Source organism: Tsukamurella paurometabola, assembly GCF_900631615.1.
Taxonomy (GTDB): Bacteria; Actinomycetota; Actinomycetes; order Mycobacteriales; family Mycobacteriaceae; genus Tsukamurella; species Tsukamurella paurometabola_A.
This window is the reverse complement of sequence record NZ_LR131273.1, coordinates 2141997-2166025: the sequence shown is the minus strand read 5'-3', so window position 1 is coordinate 2166025 and position 24029 is coordinate 2141997. Positions and strand designations below refer to the sequence as shown.

26 protein-coding genes and 2 riboswitches are annotated in these 24029 nt (G+C 72.0%); of the genes, 11 read left to right on the top strand and 15 right to left on the bottom strand.

Annotation, left to right across the window (positions count from 1 at the left end; translation table 11 throughout):
* Nucleotides 1–21: 21 nt before the first annotated feature.
* The 6 genes from ELY19_RS10790 to napA form a co-directional block, all read right to left on the bottom strand.
* Nucleotides 22–771, bottom strand: a complete 750-nt coding sequence (locus tag ELY19_RS10790) for an ABC transporter ATP-binding protein (protein WP_126196197.1) — start codon at nucleotides 769–771, stop codon at nucleotides 22–24.
* On the bottom strand, nucleotides 768–1835 hold the full coding sequence (locus ELY19_RS10785) for a FecCD family ABC transporter permease (protein WP_227966732.1): 1068 nt from the start codon (nucleotides 1833–1835) through the stop codon (nucleotides 768–770). Before ELY19_RS10785 ends, ELY19_RS10790 begins: the two co-directional genes overlap by 4 nt.
* A gap of 73 nt (nucleotides 1836–1908) precedes the next feature.
* Complete coding sequence (locus tag ELY19_RS10780) at nucleotides 1909–3045, bottom strand: glutamate--cysteine ligase (protein WP_126198788.1); 1137 nt, start codon at nucleotides 3043–3045, stop codon at nucleotides 1909–1911.
* Nucleotides 3046–3047: 2 nt separating this feature from the next.
* On the bottom strand, nucleotides 3048–3782 hold the full coding sequence (gene sodC, locus ELY19_RS10775; protein WP_126196196.1) for a superoxide dismutase[Cu-Zn]: 735 nt from the start codon (nucleotides 3780–3782) through the stop codon (nucleotides 3048–3050).
* 118 nt (nucleotides 3783–3900) lie between these two features.
* On the bottom strand, nucleotides 3901–4368 hold the full coding sequence (locus ELY19_RS10770; protein ID WP_126196195.1) for a LytR C-terminal domain-containing protein: 468 nt from the start codon (nucleotides 4366–4368) through the stop codon (nucleotides 3901–3903).
* Between the two features lie 19 nt (nucleotides 4369–4387).
* Nucleotides 4388–4714, bottom strand: coding sequence for a nucleoid-associated protein NapA (napA, locus tag ELY19_RS10765; RefSeq protein WP_126196194.1), 327 nt, complete (start codon nucleotides 4712–4714; stop codon nucleotides 4388–4390).
* A 162-nt stretch (nucleotides 4715–4876) separates the two neighbouring features.
* Between napA and ELY19_RS10760 the strand changes: the two genes are divergently transcribed.
* From ELY19_RS10760 to ELY19_RS10750, 3 genes are read left to right on the top strand one after another with little or no spacing between them, the layout of a single operon-like run.
* Nucleotides 4877–5467: a peptide deformylase gene (locus tag ELY19_RS10760; RefSeq protein ID WP_126196193.1), complete on the top strand. Its 591-nt coding sequence runs from the start codon at nucleotides 4877–4879 to the stop codon at nucleotides 5465–5467.
* 1 nt (nucleotide 5468) lies between these two features.
* Nucleotides 5469–6359: a GNAT family N-acetyltransferase gene (locus tag ELY19_RS10755; RefSeq protein WP_126196192.1), complete on the top strand. Its 891-nt coding sequence runs from the start codon at nucleotides 5469–5471 to the stop codon at nucleotides 6357–6359.
* Nucleotides 6356–6850, top strand: a complete 495-nt coding sequence (locus ELY19_RS10750) for a DUF1990 domain-containing protein (RefSeq protein WP_126196191.1) — start codon at nucleotides 6356–6358, stop codon at nucleotides 6848–6850. Before ELY19_RS10755 ends, ELY19_RS10750 begins: the two co-directional genes overlap by 4 nt.
* On the opposite strand, the gene ELY19_RS10745 is transcribed toward ELY19_RS10750, so the two are convergent.
* Nucleotides 6847–7188: a GNAT family N-acetyltransferase gene (locus ELY19_RS10745; protein ID WP_126196190.1), complete on the bottom strand. Its 342-nt coding sequence runs from the start codon at nucleotides 7186–7188 to the stop codon at nucleotides 6847–6849. The two genes, ELY19_RS10750 and ELY19_RS10745, sit on opposite strands and share 4 nt — an antisense overlap.
* 133 nt (nucleotides 7189–7321) lie before the next feature.
* On the opposite strand from ELY19_RS10745, the gene ELY19_RS10740 reads away from it, so the two are divergent.
* The 5 genes from ELY19_RS10740 (at nucleotide 7322) to thiD (ELY19_RS10720) (ending at nucleotide 12876) form a co-directional block, all read left to right on the top strand.
* Nucleotides 7322–8161, top strand: coding sequence for an ABC transporter ATP-binding protein (locus tag ELY19_RS10740; protein WP_126196189.1), 840 nt, complete (start codon nucleotides 7322–7324; stop codon nucleotides 8159–8161).
* Nucleotides 8158–9285 carry an ABC transporter permease gene (locus tag ELY19_RS10735; RefSeq protein WP_126196188.1) on the top strand — a complete coding sequence of 376 codons (1128 nt, stop codon included), beginning with the start codon at nucleotides 8158–8160 and terminating at the stop codon, nucleotides 9283–9285. The genes ELY19_RS10740 and ELY19_RS10735 overlap by 4 nt, the downstream gene beginning before the upstream one ends.
* Nucleotides 9286–9316: 31 nt before the next feature.
* A riboswitch (TPP riboswitch) is annotated at nucleotides 9317–9429 on the top strand.
* Nucleotides 9425–11113 carry a phosphomethylpyrimidine synthase ThiC gene (gene thiC / locus ELY19_RS10730; RefSeq protein WP_126196187.1) on the top strand — a complete coding sequence of 563 codons (1689 nt, stop codon included), beginning with the start codon at nucleotides 9425–9427 and terminating at the stop codon, nucleotides 11111–11113. (Overlaps the previous riboswitch by 5 nt.)
* On the top strand, nucleotides 11110–12003 hold the full coding sequence (gene thiD / locus ELY19_RS10725) for a bifunctional hydroxymethylpyrimidine kinase/phosphomethylpyrimidine kinase (protein ID WP_126196186.1): 894 nt from the start codon (nucleotides 11110–11112) through the stop codon (nucleotides 12001–12003). The genes thiC and thiD (ELY19_RS10725) overlap by 4 nt, the downstream gene beginning before the upstream one ends.
* 30 nt (nucleotides 12004–12033) lie before the next feature.
* Nucleotides 12034–12876: a bifunctional hydroxymethylpyrimidine kinase/phosphomethylpyrimidine kinase gene (gene thiD, locus ELY19_RS10720; protein WP_126196185.1), complete on the top strand. Its 843-nt coding sequence runs from the start codon at nucleotides 12034–12036 to the stop codon at nucleotides 12874–12876.
* On the opposite strand, the gene ELY19_RS10715 is transcribed toward thiD (ELY19_RS10720), so the two are convergent.
* The 3 genes from ELY19_RS10715 to ELY19_RS10705 all read right to left on the bottom strand — a co-directional run bounded on the left by ELY19_RS10715 (nucleotide 12842) and on the right by ELY19_RS10705 (nucleotide 15824).
* Nucleotides 12842–14023, bottom strand: a complete 1182-nt coding sequence (locus tag ELY19_RS10715) for an AbrB family protein (protein WP_126196184.1) — start codon at nucleotides 14021–14023, stop codon at nucleotides 12842–12844. The two genes, thiD (ELY19_RS10720) and ELY19_RS10715, sit on opposite strands and share 35 nt — an antisense overlap.
* A gap of 107 nt (nucleotides 14024–14130) precedes the next feature.
* Nucleotides 14131–14889 carry a hypothetical protein gene (locus ELY19_RS23475; protein WP_164711578.1) on the bottom strand — a complete coding sequence of 253 codons (759 nt, stop codon included), beginning with the start codon at nucleotides 14887–14889 and terminating at the stop codon, nucleotides 14131–14133.
* A complete protein-coding gene (locus ELY19_RS10705) occupies nucleotides 14886–15824 on the bottom strand; it encodes an ATP-binding cassette domain-containing protein (RefSeq protein WP_126196183.1) in 939 nt (312 codons plus the stop codon). The genes ELY19_RS23475 and ELY19_RS10705 overlap by 4 nt, the downstream gene beginning before the upstream one ends.
* A gap of 222 nt (nucleotides 15825–16046) precedes the next feature.
* On the opposite strand from ELY19_RS10705, the gene ELY19_RS10700 reads away from it, so the two are divergent.
* Together ELY19_RS10700 and ELY19_RS10695 are read left to right on the top strand one after the other, a co-directional pair.
* Nucleotides 16047–16892 (top strand): LuxR C-terminal-related transcriptional regulator, encoded by an 846-nt coding sequence (locus ELY19_RS10700; protein WP_126196182.1) that lies wholly within the window; start codon nucleotides 16047–16049, stop codon nucleotides 16890–16892.
* Between the two features lie 151 nt (nucleotides 16893–17043).
* Nucleotides 17044–18393: an MFS transporter gene (locus ELY19_RS10695; RefSeq protein ID WP_126198787.1), complete on the top strand. Its 1350-nt coding sequence runs from the start codon at nucleotides 17044–17046 to the stop codon at nucleotides 18391–18393.
* Nucleotides 18394–18397: 4 nt separating this feature from the next.
* Here ELY19_RS10695 and ELY19_RS23470 read toward each other — a convergent pair whose 3' ends face one another.
* From ELY19_RS23470 to thiO, 5 genes are all read right to left on the bottom strand, one after another.
* Complete coding sequence (locus tag ELY19_RS23470; protein ID WP_164711577.1) at nucleotides 18398–19750, bottom strand: TetR/AcrR family transcriptional regulator; 1353 nt, start codon at nucleotides 19748–19750, stop codon at nucleotides 18398–18400.
* Between the two features lie 11 nt (nucleotides 19751–19761).
* The gene (locus ELY19_RS10685) at nucleotides 19762–21117 is read right to left on the bottom strand and encodes an ABC1 kinase family protein (protein WP_322745661.1); all 1356 of its coding nucleotides are present in this window, start codon (nucleotides 21115–21117) and stop codon (nucleotides 19762–19764) included.
* A gap of 58 nt (nucleotides 21118–21175) precedes the next feature.
* Nucleotides 21176–21979, bottom strand: coding sequence for a thiazole synthase (locus ELY19_RS10680; RefSeq protein WP_126196180.1), 804 nt, complete (start codon nucleotides 21977–21979; stop codon nucleotides 21176–21178).
* Nucleotides 21972–22169 carry a sulfur carrier protein ThiS gene (gene thiS, locus ELY19_RS10675; RefSeq protein WP_126196179.1) on the bottom strand — a complete coding sequence of 66 codons (198 nt, stop codon included), beginning with the start codon at nucleotides 22167–22169 and terminating at the stop codon, nucleotides 21972–21974. The genes ELY19_RS10680 and thiS overlap by 8 nt, the downstream gene beginning before the upstream one ends.
* The gene (gene thiO / locus ELY19_RS10670; protein WP_126196178.1) at nucleotides 22160–23197 is read right to left on the bottom strand and encodes a glycine oxidase ThiO; all 1038 of its coding nucleotides are present in this window, start codon (nucleotides 23195–23197) and stop codon (nucleotides 22160–22162) included. Before thiO ends, thiS begins: the two co-directional genes overlap by 10 nt.
* Nucleotides 23191–23302: riboswitch (TPP riboswitch) on the bottom strand. It overlaps the preceding gene by 7 nt.
* A gap of 35 nt (nucleotides 23303–23337) precedes the next feature.
* Between thiO and thiE the strand changes: the two genes are divergently transcribed.
* Entirely contained in the window at nucleotides 23338–24009 is a 672-nt protein-coding gene (gene thiE, locus ELY19_RS10665; RefSeq protein ID WP_126196177.1) for a thiamine phosphate synthase, read from the top strand.
* Nucleotides 24010–24029: the final 20 nt, after the last annotated feature.

The window sequence follows — 24029 nt, the reverse complement described above, 5'->3', positions numbered from 1 at the left end:
ATCCTTTCGATCGGTGGGGTGTTACAGGTCGAAGCGGATGCGCGGCGGTGCTGCGCCGTCCGCGGTGATCACGGGCCGCACGCCGTAGACGTCCGCGATCCGATCGGGTGTGAGGACCGCGGCCGGGGTCCCGGCCGCGACCACTCGCCCGCGGTCGAGCAGCACCAGGCGCTCGCAGCTCTGCGCGGCGAGGTCGATATCGTGGATCGCCGTGACGGTCGTCTTCGTGGTGGCGCGGAGCAGCCGCAGCAGGTCCAGTTGATGCCGCACGTCGAGGTGGTTGAGTGGCTCGTCGAGCAGGAGGACGGGAGTGTCCTGCGCGAGGGCGCGGGCGATGAGGACGCGCTGCCGTTCGCCGCCCGAGAGCCCGAGCACGCTGCGGTCGCGGAGGTGGGTGGCGCCGACCGCGGCGAGCGCCGCCTCGCAGACCCGTGCCGCCGCGGCATCGCCCGCGTCGCCGTGTGCGAACCGGCCGAGCATGACGGTCTCGCTCGCGGTGAAGCCCAGGTGCCCGGTCTCGCTCTGGGTGACGGCGGCGATCCGGCGCGCGCCCTCGCGCCGGCGGAGGGCGCCGAGTTCCTCGCCGCCGACGCGCACGACTCCTGAGGTCGGAGCGATGGCGCGGTAGAGGCAGCGCAGGAGGGTCGACTTGCCGCTGCCGTTGGGCCCGATGAGCCCGATGTGCTCGCCCGCCGCGATGTCGAGCGAGACCTCGTGGAGCACCCGGGAGCCGCCGAGGTCGACGGTGACGCGATCGAGCTCGACCCTCACACGCCACCGCCCAGCAGACCCCCGCGGCGCCGCAGCAGGGCGATGAAGACGGGCACGCCGACGAGCGCCGTGACGATGCCCAGCGGTAGCTCCCGCGGCGCCACCACCAGCCGGCTCAGCAGGTCCACCCAGACCAGCAGCAGCGCGCCGACGACCGGCGCGACCAGGAGCACCGCCCGGTGCGCCGGGCCGACGATCATCCGCACCGCGTGCGGGACCACGAGGCCGACGAAGCCGACGGTGCCCGCCGTCGCCACGAGCACCGAGGTCATGGCCACGATGACGAGGAACAGCACCCGCCGGGCGCGGTGCGGGTCGAGCCCGAGCGACGCGGCCGCCTCGTCGCCCTGTGCGAGGACGTCGAGGACCCCCGCGAGGCGCCCGATGATCGCGCCGCACAGCGCGACCGTCGCGGCAACCAGGGGCAGCACCGACCACTGCGCCCCGCCGAGTCCGCCCAACAGCCAGAACATCACGGACCGCGCAGCGTCGCCGACGGGGTCGAAGAACACGACGGCGCCGGCGAGCCCCTGGAAAGCGAAGGCGAGCACCACGCCCGTGAGCACCAGCCGGACGGGACTGAGCGCACCGTCGGGCGTGCGGCTGAGCAGGTAGACGAGCAGGGAGGCGAGCACGGCCGTCGCGAAGGCCGCCCCGGCGGTGCCCGCGAGCCCGAGCCCCGCGGCGAACCCGGTCGTGACGACGAGGCTCGCGCCGACGGACGCGCCGCTGGAGATCCCGAGGATGAAGGGGTCGGCGAGCGGATTGCGGACGAGGGCCTGGCAGGCGACGCCGGCGATCGCCAGGCCGGCACCGACGAGGGCGGCGAGCAGGACGCGGGGAACGCGGAGGTCCCACAGGATCGAATAGGTGGACGCGTCCTCGCGGGCGAGGGTTCCGCCGGTCAGCGCCGCCCAGAGGAGGCGACGGACGTCGCCGAGCGGCACCGTCGCCGCGCCCTGGGACACCGCGACGGCCATCGACACGACGAGCGCCGCCGCGAGGGCTCCGGCGAGGACGAGCGGGGAGGCGCCGGCGCGACGGCCGAGCGGGGTGGTGAGCACGCGACCAAGTTAACGACAATCATTTTCGTTAACAAAGGCGCATGCGGCCATGGGTGCGCGCCTCCGCGAGGCGCTACGGCAGCACGAGTTCGCCGGTGACCGACCGCACGACGTCGCGGTAGGCGTCGGGGCTGCACACCCCCGCGGCCACGGCGCGCTGCCGCTGATACGAGGCCCCGTGGCGCGGGATCGCGGCGACGGCCTCCAGTTCGCGGGAGCAGCCGAGCCGGCGGGCGATGGGCGCGAGCTGCTCCAGCAGGTCGTCGAGGTCCTCGGTGACCAGGCGCTCGTTGTTGTCGGCGTCCTGGATGATGATGGCGTCCAGGCCGTACCGGGCGGCGCGCCACTTGTTCTCCTGCACGTGCCACGGCGGCAGCGTCGGCAGGGTCTCCCCCGCGTCCAGCCGGGAGTCGAGCCACACGACGAGGCAGTGGATCAGGGCGACGACCGCTTCGAGCTCCGCGAACGAGGACATGCCGTCGCAGATCCGCACCTCGATGGTGCCGAGGTGGCAGGCGGGTCGGATGTCCCAGCGGATCTCGTTGAGGTGGTCGATGATCCCGGTGGTCTTCTGGTCGTGCACGAAGCGCTCGAACTCGCTCCACCGCTCGAACTGGAAGGGCAGGCCCGCGGTGGGGAGCTGCTGGAACATCATCGCGCGGGTGCTGGCGTAGCCGGTGTCGTGGCCGCCCCACATCGGGGAGCTGGCCGAGAGCGCCAGCAGGTGCGGGTAGTGGTTGAGCAGCGCCGAGATGATCGGCAGCACCTTGTCGCGGTGGTTCACGCCGACGTGCACGTGCACGCCCCAGATGAGCATCTGCCGGCCCCACCACTGGGTGCGCGCGATCAGCTCGTCGTAACGCGGATTCTCGGTCAGCTGCTGCGCGTTCCACTGCGCGAACGGATGCGTGCCGGCCCCGAACAGGTCCACGCCCATCGGGTCGGCCGCCGCGCGCACCGCGCGGATCACCGTCGCCAGATCGCCCATCGCCTCCGCGGCGTTGTCACAGACGCCCGTCACGACCTCGACGGTGTTGCGCAGCATCTCGGAGTGCACCTGCGGTGCGAGGTCCGGGTGGCCGGCGCGGATGCCGTCGAACAGCTCCCCGGCGCGACTCACCAGGTCCGCGGTCTCCCGGTCGACGAGGGCGAATTCCCACTCGACACCGATCGTCGGCCGCTGCGACGCCTCGAAGGCGACGGGCTCGATGACTAACCGACCTTGATCACGCCGCAGGCGATGCGCCCGCCGGCGTCGCCGGTGCTGAGGGTCGTCTCGTCCGGCACGGGCTGGCCCGGAACGATGTTGGCGTAGCGCGCCGACGGGATGTTGCCGAAGTTGTCGGGGCCCGCGTGGATCATGAGCGCGTTGCCGTCGGTGTTCTTCTTGATGTCGGCGAGGGTGAAGGCGCCGGTGCTGGTCACGGTCTGACCGGTCCCGTTGGCGTTCACGTAGATCGAGACGAGGTCGCCGGTCATCGGGTGGCCGGAGGCGCCGGGCTTCTGCCAGTGGCCGCCGGCGGAGCCGAAGTTGGTCGCCGAGCCGGGCGCGCCGTTCTTGGCCACCGAGTTCGGCTCGCACTTGCCCACCTCGTGGATGTGCATGCCGTGGAAGCCCGCGGGGAGCCCGGTGACGCGGACGTCGATCACCACGACGCCGTCCTTCTCGGAGAAGGTGGCCTTGCCGGCGCTGCTGCCGTCGGGCTTGACGAGCGAGGCCTCCGCGGTGCCGGCCGACGGTGCGCTCTCGCCCGGCTTGGCCTCCTCACCGTGCGCGCTCGGGTCCAGGCTGCGGACCGGGCCCTGACCGGGCACCGTCGCGCCGGTGACGACCGCGGGCGTCGTGCCGGGCGTGTCCGAGCTCTTCTCGTCCGGGGTGCAGCCCGTCAGGGCGAGGGCCGCCACCGGAAGGATCGCGATCGGGGCGAGGAACTGACGCTTCGTCATCGATGACTCCTTATGGGACGGCTACCGGGGCAGGGCCGCCCTGGGGCTGGTGTTGCCCGAAATCATATCGGGGCCGCTCTCGCGGCGAGGGACAGGTCCCCGCTCCGCCTGTCGCCGGCTACTTTTTCACGACGGCGACGGCGAGCACGCCCTCGCACGCCTCGAGCCCGGCGGGGCGAGCGGCGGTGCCGGAGCCCGGAAGCGCGGTGGAGACCGTCTTCGCGGCGTCCTCGCCACCGTCGTCGAAGTACACGGTGGTGGCGCGCGGCGCGGCGGGCCGGTTCGGCCAGGCCGCGGCGGCCTCGCCCTGCACGGTGAACCCGGCCTTCTTGAGCTTGTCCCGCGTCTCGGCGACCGGCGCCTTGGCGACGGAGATCAGGCACACCGCCGGCTTGTCGGCGGCGGGCTGCGCCGTCTCGGTCGCCGCGGCCTTGATCTTGGCCTCCTGCGCGTTGAGCGCCGCCTGGGGATCGTCGTTGCGGGTCACGAGCCCGTGGACCCCGATGGCCGCGAGGATGATCGCGGCCGAGATCAGGATCATGATGATGGTCCGGATCGGGACGGCGCGGGTGTTCTGAGTGCTCACGACACCCGACTGTATCGGATCACGTGATCTCGAAGCCGAGCTTGCGGGCGGCGCGGGCCCGCTGCCGGCTGGCCCGCACGCGGCGCAGACGCTTGACGAGCATGGGGTCCGCGGCCAACGCCTCGGGCGTGTCGACCAGGGCGTTGAGCACCTGGTAGTACCGGGTCGCGGAGAGCCCGAAGAGCTCCTTGATCGCGTCCTCCTTGGCGCCGGCGTACTTCCACCACTGGCGCTCGAAGGCCAGAATGTCGTGCTCGCGCCTGGTCAGGCCGTCCTCGCCGCGTTCGTCGACGGGCTGCGCATCAGTTCGGTCCGTCTTCTGCGCGGCCGCACCGGCGCCCTCCATGCGTTCCCCTCGCATTCGAAATAACACTTCTGTAGTTCGCTTCAATCTAACCACGGCCGGCGGCGGTGCCACGGGGCTACGGGCGCGTGTCGCGCAGCTCGCGCCCCTTCCGCGCCCGGTGCGCCGGTGCGGCCCGCACCGCCCCCGACTACCGTGTACGGCATGTCCGTTCTCCCCATCGTCATCGTCGGCGACCCCGTGCTGCACACCCCCACGACGCCCGTCGAGCTGGACGCGGACGGCAGGCCGTCGGCCGAGATCGTGACGCTCCTCGACGACATGTACGAGACCATGGACGTCGCCAACGGAGTGGGCCTCGCCGGCAACCAGGTGGGCCGCGACCTGCGGCTGTTCGTCTACGACTGCCCCGACGAGGAGACCCGCGAACGGCGCCGCGGCGAGGTGATCAATCCCGTCCTCACCACCTCGGAGATCCCCGAGACCATGCCGGATCCGGACGACGACTGGGAGGGCTGCCTCTCCGTTCCCGGCGAGTCCTTCCCGACGGGGCGCGCCGACTGGGCGAAGGTCGTCGGCACCGACCGCAACGGCGAGAAGGTGGAGATCGAGGGCACGGGCTTCTTCGCGCGGATGCTGCAGCACGAGACCGGACACCTCGACGGCTTCCTCTACACGGACGTCCTCACGGGCCGCTACGCCCGGCAGGCGAAGAAGTTCATCAAGAAGCAGGGCTGGAACGTGCCGGGCCTGACCTGGGTGCCCGGCACCGTCGAAGACCCCTTCGGGCACTGACGTGCCCGCCGTCGGCGACCGGGTGGTGGTCCGGCGGCTGCTGCCGTCCGGGCAGGCCGCGGACGTGATCGGGACCCTGCTGTCCGACGGCGACCCGCTGCTCGTCCGTGCCGACCGGGACGGCGCGGAGCACGTGATCGCGCGCGCCGAGATCGTCCGGGCGAAGACGGTGCCGCCGCGCCCCGTCCGCGCGAGCGAGATCCGGTCGCTGGACCTGGCGCGGGCCCGGTCGTGGTGGTCGGTCGAGCGGGAGTGGATCGACGGCTGGCTGTGCCGCGCCGCCCCTGGCCTGCCCGGGCATCGGGCGAACGCCGCCGCCCCGCTGCACCCGGACGCCGCGCTCGACCGGCTCGACGGGGTGCGCGCCTGGTACGCCGCCCGCGACCTGCCGCTGCGCCTCATGCTCTCCGAGCGGGTGCTGCCGGGCTCCGCCGGCCTCGCTCCCGTCGACCAGCCGACCGACGTTCTCACCGCACCGGCCGGTAGCGGCGGCGCCGATCCGGGCGTGCGTTTCGCCACCGACCCCGACGCCGACTGGCTCGCGCTCACCGGCACCGCGGCGCCGCTCGTGACCTCGGTCGACGGGGTCGCGCTGTTCGCCGCGCTCGACGGGCCGGACGGTACCCCCGTCGCCGCCGCGCGCCTCGCGATCGCCGCCGACGCCGCGGGCACCGCGTGGGGCGGTATCAGCTCGATGACCGTCGCACCGGAGCACCGGCGGCGAGGACTCGCGACCCGCCTCCTCGGCGCCCTCCGCTCGCGCGCGGCCGACGCGGGCGCGCGCCGGGTCTTCCTCGAGGTCACCCACGAGAACGCTGCGGCGCGGGCGGTGTACGGGGCGGCGGGCTTCGCCCGGCATCACGGCTACCACTACTGGGTCGAGCCGCGATGACCGCGCCGTCCTCCCCGCAGTGGGGCCCGAGCCCGGCCGGGTACCGCCGTTCCGAGATCACCGTCCCGATCGGTCGCGGCGATGCGGACTTCACCCGCGCGGCGCACGACGTCCTGCGGTGGGCCGTGAAGACGCGAAGCGGGTTCACGGTCTCCACCGACGGTCCCGTCGAGCCCGGTCAACGACTCACGGTGACCGCGCGGGTCGCGGGCCTCTCGGTGCGGGAGCCCGTCCAGGTTGTCGACGTCGTCGACACGCACGACCGCGCCGGGTTCTCGTACCGTGCACTGCCCGGACATCCCGTGCGCGGCGAGGAGGCCTTCGTCGTGCACCGGGACGGCGATGTCGCGCTCCTCACGATCCGCTCGCTCACCCGAGCCGCACCGCGAGGCTTCTGGCGCACGGCCTTCCCGGCGCTCCTCGTCGCGCAGCGCGTGGCCCGCGCGCGGTACGTCCGGGCGCTGCGCGCCCCGGGCGGCCCCGGAGCCTAGGTGTGCGCCGCGGAGGTGACGACGTCCTGGTACTGCGGGAAGCGGGTGAGGAAGGAGCGCACGTAGGTGCACACGGGGATCACGCGCCGGCCGCGGGACCGCAGATCATCCAGGACTCCGGAGACGAGGGCACGGGCGAACCCCTGCTTGCCGAACTTCTCCATCACCACCGTGTGCAGCAGGATCACGTCACCGTGCTCGGTGACCTCGTAGCCCTCCACCCCGATGAGCTCGTCACCGGCCCAGAGTTCGTACCGGTCGCGCACCGGATTGTCGAAGAGACGCAACGGCTCCCCCAGTTCCAGCGTGGGCGGGGGAACCTCGACCTTGTCAGCCATGAACACCTCCATGTGATGCGGATCACTCCACCGTACGCCGGAACACCGACAAGTCGGCGCACTCGCGACCGGTGTTTTCACATCCGTCACATTTCTCGATCATGAATATCGAAACGCGGCTACTGTGGATCGCATGACGCTGGTCGCCCGCGGTCTCACGCGGACCTTCAAACAGCACCTCGCCGTCGCGGACGCGACGCTCGCGCTGACTCCTGGCCGCATCACCGGCCTGGTCGGACCGAACGGGGCGGGCAAGACGACGCTGCTGCTCATGCTCGCGGGCCTGCTCCGACCGTCGAGCGGTGTCCTCGAGCTCGACGGCGCGCCCGTCGCGCCCGAGGCACTGCGCACCCGGGTCGGCTGGATGCCCGACGTCTTCGGTACCTGGGATTCATTGACCCCCACGGAGATCCTGACCACCTTCGCGAAGCTGTACGGCGTCCCGTCGGGCGAGGCCCGCACCCGAGCGAAGGACCTGCTGGCGCGCGTGCACCTGACGGAGTTCGCCGACCGCCCCGCCCAGGTGCTCTCGCGCGGACAGAAGCAGCGGCTCGGCTTCGCCCGCGCGATGGTGCACCACCCGCCGATCCTGTTGCTCGACGAGCCCGCCTCCGGCATGGACCCGCGCTCGCGGTTCGAGCTGCGCGACTCGCTGCGCGCGCTCGCCGACAGCGGTGTCGCCGTCCTGGTCTCCTCGCACATCCTGTCCGAGCTCGGCGAGATGGTCGACGACGTGGTGATGATGGCACGGGGCCGCACCGAGGCACCGCCGGAATCCACGGTGACCCGGTGGCGGATCCGGCTGCTCGGCGAACCGCCGAGCGGCGGAACGTATCTCACCTTCGCATCCGAGAATGACGCCGCCGCGCACCTCGCGCAGCGCATCGCCGACGGTGCCGAGGTCGTGGAGTTCGCCCGCGCGACCAACGCCCTCGAGGACTCGTACTTCGCACTGGAGGCTGATCGCACATGAACGGCTTCACACAGTGGTGGCGCACCGTCGGAGTGATCACCGGGCTGGAACTGCGACAGCGCACCCGCGCCACCCGCTGGCGGGTCCTTCTCGGCGCGTTCTTCCTCGTCGTCTCGGCCGTGGTCTTCGGCTCGCTGTGGTTCGCGTTCGCGATGAGCCCGGAGCGAAAGGACTGGGCCTACGACGGTTGGTCCGAGAACCTCTACTTCATCGTCCTCGGCTTCGTCGGCTTCCTCGGTTTGGTGATCTCCCCGACGATGACGGCGACCTCCATCAACGGCGACCGCAAGGACGCGACTCTCGCCGTCGTCCAGGCCACGCCCGCGAGCGGGGCGCAGATCGCCGTGGGCAAGCTGCTCGGCGCGTGGATCGCCTCCTGCGCGCTCCTTCTGGTCGCAACGCCCTACGTCATCTGGGCGATGGTCGAGGCCCCGTATCCGGTATGGGCGTCGGTCCTCGGTGTCGTCGTGGTGGCGCTGCTGTTCCTCAGCTACTGCGGTATCGGCCTGGGCTTCTCAGCCCTGTTGTCGAGACCCATCGGTTCCGCCGCCGTCACTCAGTTGGCGATGCTGTTCCTGTTGATCGGGCTTCCGCTCATCACCGCGATGCTGGTTCCGGCGACGGTCTCCCAGCAGAGCGCGATCCAGACCAGGTTCGAGTACAACGACTCCGACAGCACCGGCCGGTGCACCGAGGTACGCGAGCAGGTCGAGGTCACGCACACCGAACGCATCTGGTGGATCCTGGCACCGAACCCCGCGGTGGTCTTCGCGGATGCCGCTTCGCAGTCCGAGCCGGGCAGGCCGCCGGGCGGCATGCCCCGCCGCTACGCCGACTACACCGGCGCCGAACCCGACGAGACCGCGCTCGGCGAACTCGCTGACGTCGTGTCGGACACCCGCACCGGCCCGAATCCCGACCAGGACCGGACGTGCTCCGAGAAGTACGCGAATCGGTACCCATCCTCCCGGTACGACGACTGGGACACGACCCGGAACGTGGGCCGCACCTGGTACTGGGGTCTGCTGGCGAACCTGGCGCTGGGTGGGATCGGGCTGGCGTTCGCGGCCCGCCGGCTGCGGGTTCCCGCCGCAGACCTGCCCCGGGGCGTACGGATCGCCTGAGACTCCTCGGCAGGTGCGCTACGCTCGGAAGCGCACACCACACGGGAGCTCACCGCAGTGAGCTGAGAGGACGTCTAGAGCGGGCGTCGACCGTACGAACCTGTCCGGGTAATGCCGGCGTAGGGAAGAGGAGTCCCGCATGTCCGTTTCATCATCCACCCCCGTCTCCACCGTCACCGTCGGCCCGATCGAGGGCTCGCAGAAGCAGTACCGCACCCTCCCCGGCGCCGACGGCGGTGCCGATCTCCGCGTGCCGTTCCGGCGCATCGCGCTCACCAACGGCGATCACCACGACGTCTACGACACCTCCGGTCCGTACACCCAGTACACGTCCGAGGACCAGCTGCACGACCTTTCCGAGGGCCTGCCCAAGACCCGCGACGCCTGGAACAAGCCCGCTCCGGTCGACGGGGCGAGCACCCAACTCGCCTGGGCCCGTGCGGGAATCATCACCGACGAGATGCGCTTCGTCGCCGCCCGCGAGGGCTTCGACCCGGAGAGGGTCCGCGAGGAGGTGGCCGCCGGCCGCGCGGTGATCCCCGCCAACCGCAAGCACCCCGAGCTGGAGCCCGCCATCATCGGCAAGGCCTTCGCCGTGAAGATCAACGCGAACATCGGCAACTCGGCCGTGACCAGTTCCATCGCCGAGGAGGTCGAGAAGATGGTGTGGGCCACCCGCTGGGGCGGCGACACCATCATGGACCTCTCTACCGGCAAGGACATCCACGAGACCCGCGAGTGGATCATGCGCAACGCGCCGGTCCCCGTGGGCACCGTCCCGATCTACCAGGCGCTGGAGAAGGTCAAGGGCGACCCGACCAAGCTCACCTGGGAGATCTTCCGGGACACCGTGATCGAGCAGTGCGAGCAGGGCGTGGACTACATGACCGTGCACGCGGGCGTGCTGCTGCGCTACGTCCCGCTCGCCGCGAACCGGGTCACCGGCATCGTCAGCCGCGGCGGCTCGATCATGGCGGCGTGGTGCCTCGCGCACCACGAGGAGTCCTTCCTGTACACGCATTTCAGTGAGCTGTGCGAGATTCTCCGCGAGTACGACGTGACCTTCTCCCTCGGCGACGGCCTGCGCCCCGGCTCCATCGCGGACGCCAACGACGAGGCCCAGTTCGCCGAGCTGCGCACCCTGGGGGAACTGACGAAGGTCGCGAAGTCCCATGGCGTGCAGGTGATGATCGAGGGACCGGGACACGTCCCGATGCACAAGATCGTGGAGAACGTGCGGCTCGAGGAGGAGCTGTGCGAGGAGGCGCCGTTCTACACGCTCGGCCCGCTCGCCACCGATATCGCGCCGGCCTACGACCACATCACCTCCGCGATCGGCGCGGCGATCATCGCGCAGGCGGGCACGGCGATGCTGTGCTACGTCACGCCGAAGGAGCACCTGGGGCTGCCCAACCGCGACGACGTGAAGACCGGTGTCATCACGTACAAGATCGCGGCGCACGCCGCCGACCTGGCGAAGGGGCACCCCGGGGCCCAGGCTCGCGACGACGAACTGTCCAAGGCGCGCTTCGAGTTCCGCTGGGTGGACCAGTTCAACCTGTCGCTGGACCCGGACACCGCACGCGAGTTCCACGACGAGACGCTGCCCGCCGAGCCCGCCAAGACCGCGCACTTCTGCTCGATGTGCGGCCCGAAGTTCTGCTCCATGCGGATCAGCGCCGACGTGCGCGCGTACGCGGAGGAGCACAACCTGGTGACGCAGGAGGACATCGACGCCAAGCTGGCGGCGGACATGGCGGCGAAATCGCAGGAGTTCGCCGACGCCGGTGGGCGCGTGTACATCCCACTGGAACCCTCCCGGGCATGACGACCGGCGCGACCGACCGGACGACGGTGACGGTCGGCGCACCGTCGCGCCTGCCGACCGCCCCGCAGGGCACCGCGCCGCGCCGCGTGCTCACGATCGCCGGATCGGATTCCGGTGGCGGCGCGGGCATCCAGGCCGACATGCGGACGTTCGCCGTGCTCGGACTGCACGCCTGCGTCGCGATCACCGCGGTGACGGTGCAGAACAGCGTGGGCGTGCAGGACTTCCGCGGTGTCGATCCGGCGATCGTCGGTGCGCAGATCCGTTCCGTCGCGGGTGACATCGGCGTCGAGGCCGCGAAGACCGGCATGCTGGCGTCCACCGAGATCATCGAGGCCGTGGCCGCCGCGGCGGACGCCGAAGGCATCGGCAACGGCCGCGCGACTCCCCTCGTGGTCGACCCGGTGGCCGCGTCGATGCACGGCGATCCACTGCTCGCGACCGAGGCGCTGGATGCGCTGCGCACGGTGCTCATCCCCCGCGCCACGCTGGTCACCCCCAACCTCGACGAGGTACGGCTGATCACCGGCATCGAGGTGATCGACGAGGCCACGCAACGCGCGGCGGCGGAGGCGCTCCTCGCGCTCGGCGCGCAGTGGGCGTTGGTGAAGGGCGGTCACCTGCGCGGTAACCCCGAGAGCCCCGACCTGCTCACGGACGGCACCGCATCCGTCGAGTTCACGACTCCCCGCGTCCCGACGGGGCACGATCACGGCGCCGGCGACACCCTCGCGGCGGCGACGACGGCGGCCCTCGCCCACGGCGCGACGATGCCGGCGGCGGTCGAGTTCGGCAAGGCCTGGGTCACCCAGGGGCTGCGCTGGGCGTACCCGCTCGGCGCGGGCCACGGCCCCGTCAACCCGCTCTGGGCCGTGGCACAGGACGGCTGAGCGGGGCCCGCCCGGCGGTATCCTCGGCCCATGCGGTTCCTTCCCCTGCCCGATACCGGCGAGACCCCCGTGCGGGTCATGACCATCGCCGGGTCCGATTCGGGCGGCGCCGCGGGACTGCAGTCGGACCTGCGCACCTTCGCCCTCGCCGGGGTGCACGGCACGAGCGCGGTCACCGCGGTCACCGTGCAGAACAGCCTGGGCGTCACGGGATTCCATCCGATCCCGCCGGAGACGGTCGCGGGCCAGATCCGCGCCGTGGTGGAGGACATCGGGATCGGGGCGGCCAAGACCGGCATGCTCGCCACGGCACGGATCATCGATGCGATCGCCGACACCGCCGAGGAGCTGGGTATCGGCGCCACCATCCCGTTCCTGGTCGACCCCGTGTGCGCCTCACAGCACGGAGACCCGCTGCTCTCTCCGGAGGCTCTGGGGACCCTGCTGCGCCGCCTGTTCCCGCTCGCGCACCTGGTGACCCCCAACCTCGACGAGGTGCGGCTGATCACCGGCATCGACGTGGTCGACGACGCCACGCAGCGCGATGCCGCGCGCGCCCTCCACGCCCTCGGCCCGCGCTGGGCGCTGGTCAAGGGCGGGCACCTCCGCACGGCCTCCACCAGCACGGACGTGCTGTACGACGGTGCCGAATTCCTCGAGTTCGAGGCCCCGCGGCTCGGCACCCGGCACGACCACGGCGCAGGCGACACTCTGGGCGCGGCCGTCACCTGCGCACTGGCGCACGGCTACGCGGTCCCCGAGGCGGTGGCCTTCGGCAAGGAGTGGGTCACCCGGTCACTCGCTGCGGCGTACCCGGTGGGCGCGGGCCACGGCCCCGTCAACGCGTCGTGGCGGCTGCGCGAGCACCCCTGAGCCCCGCCCAGCGGTTCATCGCCGCCACCACGAGCGGCAGCGCGAGCACCACGATGATGAGCCGCAGGCTCTGGACGGTCGCGATGAGCGCCATGTCCGCCTCGGCGCTCCCCGCCGCGCTGGCCACCACGGCGTTGATGCCGCCCGGCGTGGTGGCGAGGTACGCATCCGCCATCGACACCCCCGTGAGCCGCGCGGCGACGCCCGCCAGCAGCGCGACCACGCCGCACAGCACCACGATGCCACCCGCGATCGCGGGCAGCAGGTGGGCCAGCCGGCGCAGCAGCCGGCGGTCGAACATCAGCCCGACCTCCAGCCCGACGACGATGAGCAGCAGCTCCTTGAAGGCGCCCTGCGGCGCGAAACCGCGAGTGAGTTCGGCGCCGCCGATCACCGCCGCCACGAGCATCGGCCCGATGAGCCCGCCACCGGGCAGGTGCAGCTTCCGGCCGAGCCACATCCCGGCGAGCGCGAAGACGATGGCGGTGGACAGGCCCGCCACCTGGTCGCCGCGCCCGACGATCTGCAGATCGAACGACCAGGACTGCGCGGACGCCGTCGTCCCGCCGGCGAGGCCGACCATCACGAACGGCGCCGTGAGGCTGACCAACAGCACCCGCGAGTACTGCATCACGCCCACCACGTCCTTACGCGCACCGAGTTCGTCGCACAGGGTCACCACCGCCGACGACCCGCCGGCCATGATGCCGAGGGTGGCCGTGCGCTGGTCGAGGCCGGACACCCAGCGGCTCAGTACCCACGCCGCCGCGACCGACAGGACGACCGTGAGGACCGAGATCACCAGGAACGGCGTCAACACCGGCCCGACGGCGCGCATCGCCTCGAGGTTGAGGTAGCCGCCGAGCATCACTCCGATGAAGGCCTGCGTCCACCGGCCGACCTCCGCCGGGACCGCGACCTCCCGCCCGATCGCGAGCCGTAGGGCGCCGCCCAGGAGCAGTGCGCCCAGCAGCGCCGGGGCGGGGACGCCCCCGCGCGACAACGCCTCCGCCAGCACCCACGCCGCGACCAGGACCGCGAGGTACCGCACCCCGCGCCGCCCGAGGGTACGCCGGACGAGCCCCGGCGCGGGGTCACTCGCAGGCACGTCCGGGGCGGTCGGCGGGGCGGCGCTGTCGACGGTCACCCCTTGTGTGTAGCACTGCGAACGACCGCGGTGAAGGGACGACGACGAACGTTCACGCGTTGCTTACATACACGGTGTGACCTGCGGCGACACGATGATCGAGTGAGTCATGCATCACGTCGCGCGACGAGTGCGACGCCCCCGGCCCAGAGGGCGCCGACCACCAGGACGAGGTACACGAAGGACACCGGCGGACCCCACGGGAAGCTCTCGTCGAAGAGGACGCCCATGAAGTTCTGCAGGTTCGACAACGGCAGGTAGGGGCCCGCGTCGCGGGTCTGCGGAATCGTCGTGATCACGTTGTCCACGACGAACAGGTAGCCCAGGAGCAGCGTGACGGCGCCCGCGCCGTTGCGCAGCGCGCAGCCCACGGCGACCCCGAGGACCGCCGCGAAGGCCGTCCCCACGGGGAAGGCGAGGAAGGAGGCCGCGCCCGAACTGAGCACCTCGCCGGGCGAACCGTCCACGATCAACCCGAACAGCAGGACCGCCACGACCATCGCCAGGGCGTAGGTCACCGCGCACACCACGGCCACCACGAAGGTCTTGGCCAGCAGCGCCACCCACCGGTTCGGCACGGCGAGGAAGGTGGACCGCAGCGTGTTGTAGCGGATCTCGGTGGTCACGGACAGCACGCCGATGACGGCGGCGAAGGTGATGGCGATGCCCGGCAGGACGAAGAATCCGGAGAGCGGCGCGAGTGCGACGACCCCGATGTCCTCGACGGTCTCGCCGATGTTGCGGATGACCAGCGCCACGATCACGGTGATCGCCAGCGCCGCCGCGCACGATCCGATCAGCAGCCACTTGGTGGCGCGGACCGTCGCGATCTTGACGAACTCGGCCTGCACGGCGCGCACGATCATCCGATGCCTCCCGTCCCGCGGTACTCCACCGCACCGCCCGTGAGCCGCATGAACACCTGTTCCAGCGAGCTGCTCTGCGGGGCGAGCTCGGCCAGCGGCAGCCCCTCCGCGGCGGCGATCTCGCCGACCGCGTCGCTCGTGGCGCCGCGCACCGTCAGGACCGTGCGTCCGCCACCACCCGGCGCGGCCTCCGCCGCGGCGTCGACCGCGAGACCGCGCGACGTGAGCGCCTGGGCGAGCTCACGGTCGCGGGGGCTGCGCACCCGCACCGTGTGCTCGGAGTTCTGCGCGATGAAATCGGCCATCGTGCCGTTCCACACGAGGTGCCCCCGGCCGACGATCACCACGTCGTCCGCGGTGAGCGCCATCTCCGCGAGCAGGTGACTCGAGACGAAGACGGTGCGGCCCTGCGCCGCCAACGATTTCATGAAGGTGCGCACCCAGACGATGCCCTCGGGGTCGAGGCCGTTCACGGGCTCGTCGAAGAGCAGCACGCCCGGGTCCCCGAGGAGTGCGCCGGCGATGCCGAGACGCTGTGCCATACCGAGGGAGAATCCGCCGGCCTTCTTCCGGGCCGCGTCCGTGAGGCCCACCGCGGCCAGGCACTCGTCGGCACGACCGACCGGGATGCCGCTGGCCACCGCGAGCCACCGCAGGTGGTCGCGCGCGGTCCGGTTGGGATGCACCCACTTCGCGTCGAGCAGGGCGCCGACCTTCGTCATCGGCCGGTCGATGGTGCGGTACTCGCTGCCGCCGATCGTCGCGCGCCCGGCGGTGGGGCGGTCGAGCCCGAGGATGCAGCGCATCGTCGTGGACTTGCCCGCGCCGTTCGGCCCCAGGAACCCGGTGACCCGACCGGGCCGCACCGCGAACGACAGGTTGTTCACCGCCTGCACGGCCCCGTAGGTCTTGGTCAAGCCCGCGACTTCGATCATGGATTCACGCTAGCAATTCTCGGGCGGCCCCGCCGCGAGCGTGTCACGGCATGGACTCGGCCCGAACCGGACTCCGCGGAGGGGGCGAGCCATGGGCCCCGCGGGCACCTGCTGACGTGAAGGCGCGGTCCAGCGGACCGGCGCCTCGGCTGTGGTTTCCATCACAGCCGCGAATCGGTCATGCGATGATGAATCACCCGCCGCGACCGCCCGGAGAGACCGATGACCGCCAGCACGATCGACGCCGACGCCACCCGGTCCGCCCTCCGCACCATTCGTACGCGCACAGAACTTCCAGTCGCCTTCGTGGGCCTCGTGGATGACGATCACGTGGTGCTCAACGGCGGCGTCGGCCTGCGCACCCCGGCCCTGAGCGGACTGCCGGTCGCGCGCGGCGCGGGCCTCGGCGGGCACGTCCTGCGCACCGGCCGCCCCACCGCCGTGGCCGACTACGGGACCGCGGGCATCACCCAGCACTATCACGCGCACGTGCAGGCCGAGGGGCTGCGCTCGATGGTCGCCGTGCCGCTCGCCGTGAACGGCATCGTGCGCGCGGTCTTCTACGCCGCGGACCGCCGCGAGTCCACCTTCGGCGACAGCATCCTCGGCGCCGTGGCGCAGACCGTCCGCGACCTCGCGTACGAGCTCCGCGTGCGCGACGAGGTGGAACGACGGATGCAGTTCGCCGAGGCCGCGGCCGCGGAGCGGTCCGCCCTCGGCGGCGTCGACCGAGAACTTCTGCGCGAGGTCTTCTCCGAGCTCCGCGCCCTCGCCGGAGAGATCACCGACGGTGCCGTCCGCTCCCGCCTGGAGGCGGCGTGCGGCCGCATCACCGACGTCGGGCGCCCCACCGAACCGGCCGCGCAGCCCGAGCGCCCCCTCACCGCCCGTGAGCTGGACGCGCTCGCCCACGTCGCCCTCGGATGCACGAACGCGGAAGTCGCGCAGCGCCTGTCGATCAGCACCGAGACCGTCAAGGCGTACCTGCGCAGCGCCGGGCAGAAGCTCGGCACCCGGACGCGATTCGAGGCCGTCACCCGCGCCCGCAGCCTCGGCCTCCTGCCGTAAGGACGCGCACCGTCGAACGCGTACCCCCTTTCGGGGGTACCGGCGGTGTGACCGTCATCACTACCGTTCCTGAGGTCCACCGACCCGAGGAGCACACGTGAGCGCACCCGACCTCCCCGCCGTCCCGAAAGCCCGGCTCCGCCGGGTGGCGATGGCCAGTTCGATCGGCACCACGATCGAGTTCTACGACTTCTTCATCTACGGCACCGCCGCCGCCCTGGTCTTCCCCACCATCTTCTTCTCCGACATGTCGCCCGCGGTCGCGACGCTGGCGTCCTTCGCCACGTTCGCGGTGGCCTTCTTCGCGCGTCCTGTCGGCGCGATCCTGTTCGGGCACTTCGGTGATCGCATCGGGCGCAAGCGCACCCTGGTGTGGACACTGCTCATCATGGGCGCGGCCACCGTCGCGATCGGCCTGCTCCCGGGCAGCGAGACCGGCGTCTTCGGGCTCTTCCCGAACGGCATCGGCACACTGGCGCCCGTCCTGCTCGTCGCCATGCGCTTCCTGCAGGGCTTCGCCGTCGGAGGCGAGTGGGCGGGGGCCACGTTGCTGACCGCCGAGTACGCGCCGAAGGGCAAGCGCGGTCTGTACGCGATGTTCCCGCAGCTCGGCCCCGCCTTCGCGTTCTTCCTCTCGAGCGGCACCTTCCTGCTGTTCACCCTGGTCGCCGGCGACACCAAGAACGCCGACAGCGCGTTCATGACCATCGGCTGGCGCATCCCCTTCCTGATGTCGGCGCTGCTGGTACTCGTCGGCCTGTGGGTGCGGCTGTCGGTCGAGGAGACGCCGGTCTTCACCGCGGTCCGCAAGCGCGCGATGGCCGAGATCCACCGCACCAAGCTGCCCTTCCTCGACGCGATCCGCTTCCAGTGGAAGGAGATCCTCATCGCCGGCGGCGCCCTGGCCAGCCTGTTCTCGCTGTTCTACATGGGCACCGCGTTCCTCACGAACTACGCCACCAAGAACCTGGGCTTCGAGCGCAGCACCGTCCTCACCATGGGCATGATCGCCGCCGTCTTCTTCGGCGTCTCGATCGCCGCCTCGGCGGTGTACTCCGACCGGATCGGCCGCCGCAAGGTCATCATGGCGTCGTGTGCACTGGCCGTGGTGTGGGCCCTCGTGCTGTTCCCGATCCTCGACACCAGGTCACTGCCCATGTACGCGCTCGGCCTGATCGGCACGCTGGTCATCTTCGGCATCGCCTACGGCCCCGCGGGCGCCGCGCTGCCCGAGCTGTTCCACGAGCGCTACCGCTACACCGGCGCGGGCCTGGGCTACAACCTCGCGGGCATCTTCGGCGGCGCCGTCCCGCCGCTGCTCGCGGCACGCCTGGTCGCCGACGGTCGCGTGCTGTGGGTGGGCGTCATGCTCGCCGCCCTGTCCGCGGTGAGCGTCGTCTGCTGCTACCTGATGGTCGAGACGAAGGACCACGACATCGTCGAGTCCTCCCCGGCCGACGCGGACGAGGCACGGCCCGGCGAGGATCTCGCCGCCGTCTGACCGGTCAGCGCGTCCGGGCCCCGCCGAGAAGCAGATTCGTCACCACGCGAGCGCTCTCGGCGGGGCTCGTCACGTCGACGTCGTTGACCATCGCGGCGACGGTGCCGAGCATGTACCCCAGCCAGACCTCCGCGATGTCGCCGGTGCCGAGACTCTCGTGCAGCAGGCCGGCCGCGCGGGCGCGGCCGAGGACCGCCCCGAGCCGGTCCGTGGCCTCGCGGTACAGGCCCAGATAGGTGTCGAACGCCTCGACGTCGACCCCCGGGACCTCGAGCGCGAGGAACCGGAACTCGTCCAGGCGCTCGGCGATGTCCAGCAGGACATCGAGGTTCAGGCCCAGGACCGCGGCCTGCAGCCCCTCCACCGTGACCTCCTCGGGCAGCGCGGCGACCACCGCGTCGAGCCGGCGGAGCAGCACCTCCCGGTTCCGCTCGATGAGGACGGACAGCATGTGCCGCTTGCTGTCGAAGTAGTTGTAGAACGTGCCGTGACTGACGCCGGCGCGTTCGGTGATCTCGCGCACCCCGACCGCGGCGTACCCGTTCTCCACGAATTCGGCGATCGCCGCGTCGAGCAGCTCGGCGGAACGGCCGGCGCCCGGCGACGGCGGGGACGCGGGCGAGGGCGCCGCGTCGTGCGAGGGCGCGAGGGCCGGCAGAGCGGTCCGGGCATCGTCGGACAGGACACCGCTGGCCGACATCCGGACGGCGGCGCGGACGTAGGCGCGGCGCCGTTCGGGATCGTCGCCCCCGGTCAGCGCCATCACCAGGCCCGGTACACCGAGCGCGGGGAGCAGGCGCCCCAGCTGCACGGTCTCCTTCTCGGGGGCCTCCGTGCGGGTCACGATCCAGCCGCGGTCGCGGGCGTGTCCGAGCGCGCGCCCCATCATCGAGTCGAAGGTCTGGTACAGGCCCTGAATGCGGAACCGGAGCTCCTCGTCGACGGTGCCGGACTGCACCATCACGACTTTGAGGATGTCGGGCCGCGAGTCGATGAGGTCGAACAGGCGCGCGGCCACCTCCTCGACCATGTTCTCCGCCGTCTGGAGGTCCGCGCTCGCGGTCACCTCGACGACCCGGTCGGGCTGGATCGCCGTCATCAGCTCGTCGACGCAGCGGTCGAAGACGAGGTCGAGGAGTTCGCGTTTGCCCTCGACGTACCGGTAGAGCGTGCCCTGCCCCATGCCTGCGCGACGGGCGATATCGGCGACGGAAGCCTGCTCGTAGCCCTGCTCCGCGAACACCGCGAACGCGGCGTCCGTCAACTCCTCGCGACGGCGCTCCGCGAGGCCGACCGAGGGCGGCCGGCCGCGGCGCGGCCTGGGGGCCTCCGCGACGCCCGACTCCGGTACCGACATGGTTGAAGATTCTATCCCGCATCCCCTCCATGCAGCTCACGCCACTCTGCGATCTCAACGCCCAACGCCGTCGCGGGGCCGCCGAGGCCGAGTATCTCGCACGCGATCGCCCGCCACGGCGCGGTCGCGTGGAGTTCGCCGAGCAGCGCGACCGTCGACATGTCCGTGCGCCGGCCGAGGGCGTGCTCGGCCTGCAGCATCTGCCCCTCGAACTTGTCGTAGAAGCCGCCCGCCGGGAGAGCCGCGGCGACCATCGCCCGCCGCGCCGTCTCCGGGGTGATGGTCACGTCGCCGTCGTGCAGGTGCCAGCCGACGACGTTGTCGATGTACTCGGCCAGGTCCTCGGCGCCCATCAGGTCGGGGCGGCCGATGAACCCGGCCCGGACCGCGAGCGCGTGCACCCGGTCGGTTCGGCCACGCAGCAGCGCCGTGAACAGCTCGCGTTCGAAGGCGTGCTCCGCGTCGGTCAGGTGCACGGTCATCCCGAAGTCGACGAACCCCGCGCGGCCGTCCGGCAGGATCAGCACGTTTCCGGGGTGCGGATCCGCGCAGAAGCGGCCCGTGCGGTACATCTCGCCGCAGTAGAAGCGGTAGATCGCCTCGCCGATACGATCCCGTTTCTCCTGGTCCAGGGTGGTGGCCGCCGTGAACGGCTCCCCGTCGACGAATTCCGTGACCAGTACCCGGCCGGTACACAGCTCGTCGACGGGCTGCGGCACGACGATACCCGGATGCCCGGCGAAGAGGTCGGCGAAGTAGCGGTGGTTGGTCAGCTCGGCGACGAAGTCCACCTCGGCGAGGACCTGCCGGGCGATCTCCTCGGACAGGGCGGCGGCGTTCGTGGCGGGGATGTACTTGCCCAGCACCTTGAGGAGCAGCCGCATGTTCTTGAGGTCGGCCCGGACCATGGCGTCGACCCGCGGATACTGCACCTTCACCGCGACGGCGCGACCGTCGTCGAGGACACCGCGGTAGACCTGGCCGATCGACGCCGCGGCGATGGGCCCCTCGAGCGCGGTGATGCGGCTGCGGCGCTCCCCCAGCTCCTGGTCGAGCAGCTTCATCATGGCGGCATCGGTCCACCGCGGCGCCGCCTGGAACAGGGGTTGCAGGCGATCCGCGAAGGCCGCCCGGGCCGAGGTGTCCGTGATGCCGATGTCGATGACCGCCAGCAGCTGCCCCAGCTTCATGGCGGCCCCGCGCATGCCTCCGAGCACCGTCACGAGGTCGTCCGCGAGGGCGAGGATCGTCGCATCGCGGGCGTCCCGGTCGGCCTGCTCGTCGCGGAACCGCGACGCGGCCAGGGTTCCCGCCGTCCGGGCGGCATGGCGCACGGCGACGCCGCCGATCTGCGCGCCGCGCCGGATCCGTCCCGACGGTGCCGCCGACGCCGCGTCGCGCCCGCCGGGGGCACGCGCGGCGGGATCACGCCCCGCCACGGCCGCCCGTCGTCCCGGCCATCCGGCCGTCCATCGGGGACGAGGCGACGGCCCACTGACGCTGCGGGATCCGCCCGGCGCCCCGGGCGAGCCGGCCCGCCTCCACCGCGAGCCGCATCGCGGTCGCCATCGCCTCCGGATCGGCGGCGCGGGTGACGGCCGACGCGAGAAGCACGGCGTCGCAGCCGAGTTCCATCGCGAGCGCGGCGTCGCTCGCCGTTCCGATCCCGGCATCGAGGATCACGGGCACCGGGCTCTGCGCCACGATCATCTCGATGTTGTGCGGGTTGAGGATGCCGAGTCCGGTGCCGATGGGCGAGCCGGCGGGCATCACGGCCGCGCATCCCACATCGGCGAGCCGCCGCGCGAGGATCGGATCGTCGTTGGTGTACGGCAGCACCGTGAACCCGTCGGCGACCAGCTCTTCGGCGGCCTCCACGAGGGCCACGGCGTCGGGCAGCAGGGTCCGCTCGTCGCCGATCACCTCGAGCTTCACCCAGTCGGTGTGCAGCGCCTCGCGGGCGAGCCGGGCGGTGAGCACCGCCTCCGCGGCACCGAGGCAGCCCGCCGTGTTCGGCAGCGGCATGATCCCCAGCTCGCGGATCGTCCCGAGCACGCCGCCGCCCTCCGCGAGGCTGGTGCGGCGCAGCGAGACCGTGGTCAGCTCGGTGCCCGAGGCGACGAGCGCCGCGCGCAGATGCTCGAGGTTGGCGCTGCCGCCCGTGCCCGTGATGAGCCGCGAGCCGAACTCGCGGCCCGCGATGACCAGGGGATCGGTCCGTTCAGCCACCCTGGACCGCCGTGAGGACCTCGACGTCGGCGTAGGCGGGCAGCGCCTCGTCCCACCGCGAGCGCGGGTGGACGGCGCCGTTCACGGCGATCGCCACGCCCTTGTCGGGGAGCCCGAGTTGTTCGAGCAGCGAGTGCGCCGACGTCCCGTCGTGCACCTGCCGGTCGTCGCCGTTCACCGTCAGCTCCATGCCTGCACCTCCTGCTGAAGAACCATATCGGCCGCTCGCGCGCCCGTCACCGGGGCGAGCAGCAGCCCGTTGCGTCCGTGGCCCGTGGCCGCGTAGACCCGGCCGCCGAGCGGGGCGATCACCGGCACGTTGCTCGCCGTGGTGGGCCGCAGGCCTGCGGTGACCTCGGCGAACTCGTACTCGCGCAGGAACGGCAGCACCGTGAACGCGTCGTCCAGCAGCTCCACCACGGGGCCGATCCGCACGCCGAGGTCGTGGTCGTTCTCGTACTGCGTCGCCCCCACGACCACCCCGTCGGAACGGGGCACCACGTACACCTGCCGCCCCCGCACGCGGGCACGGACCGTCACCTCGGGCGGCGGCAGGCACGTCGCGCCGCGCCGCAGCCGCACCACCTCCCCCTTGACGGGCCGCACGCCGAGGCCCGGCGCAAGGGCGCCGGAATTCGCTCCGGCGCAGACGATCACAGCGTCGCCGGGGAGGTCGTCGAGGCCGGCGGGGCCGTCCACCGCCTCCGCCCGGAAGGTCACCCCCTCGGTGATGCAGGCCGCGCGGAGCGCCCCGTGCACGCGCCGGTTGTCGACGGCGATCTCCGTGGGAGCCGATGCGGCCGCCCGGATCCGCGGCGCCGCACCGGGAACCGCCCGTGCCGCCGCCGACGGACGCAGTGGGCCGAAGACCGCGGCATCACCGACCGCGGCGGCGATCGTCTCCACGTCGGCGGCGTCGCCGTCGTCGACCGCGAGGTGGACGGTACCGCGGGCGGTGATCAGCGGACCGTCGGCGAAGGGCTGGAGGTCGCGCGCGAATCCCTCCCACAGGCCGAGGGATTCGACACCGAGCCGGTACAGTTCGTCCTCGCCGGGCCAGGCCTCGGAGTAGGGGGCGATCATGCCGCCGGCCACCCAGGAGGCACCTGATCCGGGCTGCGGATCGACGACGGTGACGGTGCTTCCGCGCCGTGCCAGGGTCCAGGCGACGGTGAGGCCGACGGTGCCTCCGCCCACGACGGTCACAGTCTTCTTCACGCCGAAATCCTTCCTTCGCCGGCATTACCCGGATCAGGTCTGACGGTCAGGGGCGCGACGTGCCCCACTCTCAGCCCCGCGGCGGGAGCTCCCGTGTGTGTACGTGCCCCAGCCTACTCCGCCGGGCCTACGCTGTGGCCATGATCTCCCCCCGCGAGCGGCTCGCCTCCGCCTCCCTGTACCTGTGCACCGACGCCCGACGCGAGCGCGGTGACCTCGCCGAGTTCGTGGCCGCCGCACTGCGGGGCGGCGTCGACATCGTGCAGTTGCGCGACAAGGGCTCGGCCGGCGAGCGCGAGTTCGGGGCGCTCGAGGCGGCGCAGGAGATCGAGCTCGTCGCGCAGCTGCGGGAGATCGCACACGCGCACGGCGCCCTGGTCGCGGTGAACGACCGCGCCGACATCGCGTACGCCGCCCGCGCCGACGTCCTGCACCTCGGCCAGGACGATCTGCCGGTGCCGGTGGCCCGGGAGATCGTGGGGCCGGACGTGGTGATCGGTCGCTCCACGCACGACGGTGCCCAGGCCCGCGCGGCCGCCGCGGAGGAGGGCGTCGACTACTTCTGCACCGGGCCGTGCTGGCCCACCCCCACGAAGCCGGGCCGCCCCGCGCCGGGGCTGCCGTTGGTCCGCGAGACCGCCGCGGCGGCGCCCGCCCGGAAGTGGTTCGCCATCGGCGGCATCGACCTGCCCCGGGTGCCCGAGGTGACCGCCGCCGGTGCGGACGCGATCGTCGTGGTCCGCGCCATCACCGCCGCCGCCGACCCCGAAGCCGCCGCCCGCGCCCTCGCGTCCGCCCTCACCGCCGGCTGAGCCGTGGCCCTCCCTAGCGG